Genomic DNA, 3,258 nt, shown 5'->3' on the forward strand with positions numbered 1-3,258 from the left:
TTGCCAAATCTCCTGTCTTATACATTTTTGTCTCCAGTTCAAAAGGATTGTCTACAAATTTTTCTCTAGTTAACTCTAAATTATTTAAATATCCTCTTGCAACACCATCACCGCCAACACATAATTCCCCTGGAATACCTATTGGTTTAAGTTCATTATTTTTTCCTAATATATATACAGTAGAATTACTTAGAGGCCTTCCTATTGGGACATTATCTGCATTTTCATCTACACTATTTATAAAGTAATAATTACTAAAAACAGTACTTTCTGTTGGACCATATACATGTATTATCTTATCTTTTCCCATGTAATCTAGTGCCTTCTTAGCATGTAATATTGATATCCTTTCTCCTCCAAATAATACTTTTCTTATATTTTTTAAGCATTCTATTTTATTATCTACTAATGTATTAAATAAAGCTGTTGTTATAAAGAATATGCTTACTTTGTTGTATTGTATGAAATATGAGAGTTTATCTATATTAAGCAAACTATCCTTATCAATCATGGCAAGCTTAGCTCCATTTAACAGTGCTCCATATATATCAAATACGGATCCATCAAAAGCATAACTTGATAACTGCAAAATTATATCCTCTTGGTCTATAGAAATATAGTTAGTATTCTTTACAACTCTAGTTACACTATAATGCATTATTTTGGTGCCTTTAGGCTTTCCTGTTGATCCTGAGGTATATATTATATAAGCAAGGTCTCTAGAAGTATTTATTTTTTCTATGTTTTCTTTGCTAGCAGCATAATTTTCTTGATTTTCTAAATCTATTATTTCACCTTCAAAGTTTATATCTTTTAACAAACTTTTTTTAGTTAATAAAATCTGAGCGCTACTATCTTCTAGCATATAGCTTATTCTCTCCTCTGGATATTCAGGATCTATAGGTAGGTAAGCTCCTCCGGCCTTCAATATACCCATTATCCCTACTATCATATCTAAGGATCTCTCTACCATTATTCCTACAATTTTTTCTGAGGATACTCCTTTTTCTCTTAAAAGCCTTGCTAAAGAATTTGATTTTTCATTTAGCTCTTTATAAGTTAATTCTTTTCCATTAAATGTTACTGCAATATTATTAGGACTCTTTTCTACCTGTTCCTCAAATAATTCTTGTATAGTTTTTTCCTTTGGATAAGTTGTTTTTGTATTATTAAATTCATATAATAATTTTTCTTGTTCTTCCCTTGTTATTATATCTATTTCAGTTAACCTACACTCTGGCTTATTAGATATAAAGTTTAGAATATTATAGACTTTAATTAACATTTCTCCAATTACTTTTTTATCATAAACACTACTGTTATATGTTAATTTTATATTTAGTTGATTTCCTGGTATTATTACAAGCTCTAAATCATAATTTGTTTGTTCAAAGCTTTCAACACCTATAATACTTAGTTCTGATTTTTTATTCTTATGAGAATTCATCATTTCCTCATTAATAGGATAATTTTCATATACAGTAACATGATTTATAAGTTTATTCTTCATATCAGTTAAAGCTTGCACTTCTGCTAATGAACAATATCCATACATATTCGCTTCAATAAAGTCTTTATTTAATTTTTGAGCTAATTCTCTAAACTGAATATCTTCTCTGTTTGTTACTCTTATAGGTACTGTATTTATAAAAAGACCTACCATGTTTTCTATATCAGTAATTTCACTTGGTCTTCCTGAAATTACTGATCCAAACACTACATCATCAGTATTATTATACTTCTGCAGCAATATCCCCCATGCAGTCTGAATTACAGCATTCATTGTTATGCTGTTTTTTTCTGCCATGCTTTTCAATTTTCCTGTTAAAGCATCATCTAGTATAATTTCTTCTTCTTCAGGATTAAAGTTTTGGGACTTTTTATTCATTTTAGGAATGACTGCTTCCTGCTCATATCCTTCAAGATAATTCTTCCAATATTCTAAAGTTTCAACTTTATCTTGTTTATCAAGCCATTCTAAATAATTACTATAAGATTCAGTTCTACCAATTGTTATTTCTTTTTCTTCACATAACGCTTTATACATATTAACTATGTCGTTCATTATAATTCCTATGCACCAGCCATCCATAATTATATGATGGAAACTGTAAATCAATTTATATCTATTATCTTTTGTCTTTATTACTGATATCCTAATTAAGCAGTCATTGTTTAAATCAAATCCTTTATCTCTATCCTGCCTTTTAAAGTTTTCTATATATTCTTCCTGCTTTGAATCCTCTAAAGTGGTTATATCCTCATAATTTATTAACATTTCCCTTTTACTTAAAACTGCCTGCTTAGGTTTACTTATATCGCCATAGAAAAATGCGGTTCTTAATACCTCATATTTTTCTATAAGAGTATTAAATACTTTATTTAATATTTCTACTCTTAATGTTCCTTCAAGAGTAAATACGCTTTGCTCAAAATATGCATGAGATTTTTTATCAAGTATTAAATTGTACAGCATACCTTCCTGCATAGGTGCTAAAGAATGAATTTTTTCTATATCTTTTTCACTAGATAATATTTTATTTAAATCTTCTATGCTTAACTCATTATCTCCATAATCCCAAGGTGTTTTTTGTGTTTCTTTCTTACTTTCACAATGCTCTACAACTTTAATTAAATTTCTCTTATATCCTTCTAATAAATTAGCTACTGTCTCTTCCTCATATTCCTTAGTACTATAATTTAAAAATAATTCTAATTTTCCTTCTGAAACAAGCCCATTTATTTCTATAGAATTTAATTTTTTATTTGCAGTTGAAACAGCCATACCACCTGTTAATTCAGAATACCTAAATGAATCTTTGCTTTCCTTATATACAAATTCTCCAAGGTAATTAAAACTTATTTCTGGTTTTAATTTAAATGAAATATCCTTATTATTTTGGTTATTTGTCAAATATTTCAATATACCATAACCTACCCCATTGTTAGGTATATGTCTTAGAGTTTCTTTGGTATATTGAATAGAATATGATATATCTTCATTGTAAGTCATATCTAGAATTACTGGATACATAGACGTGAACCATCCTATTGTCCTATCTATAGAAACATCTTTTAGAATTTCTTCTCTTCCATGACCTTCTAGACTTATAAGTACCTTATCATTTCTACTCCATTCTTTAACAGCTAATCCTAGGGAACAAAGTAATATATCATTTATTTGAGTATTATAGGCTGCACTTGTTTTTCTAAGAAGTCGTTCCGTTTCTTCTTTTGAAAAACTTATAGAAATACTGG

1 protein-coding gene is annotated in these 3,258 nt (G+C 28.3%); it reads right to left on the minus strand.

Translation table 11 applies throughout. From position 1 onward, the window contains the following. Positions 1 to 3,258 (minus strand): amino acid adenylation domain-containing protein (locus tag CLPUN_RS05595; protein WP_143328984.1); only part of this gene is annotated, 3,258 nt, incomplete at both ends.

This window comes from Clostridium puniceum (assembly GCF_002006345.1).
Lineage (GTDB): Bacteria > Bacillota > Clostridia > Clostridiales > Clostridiaceae > Clostridium > Clostridium puniceum.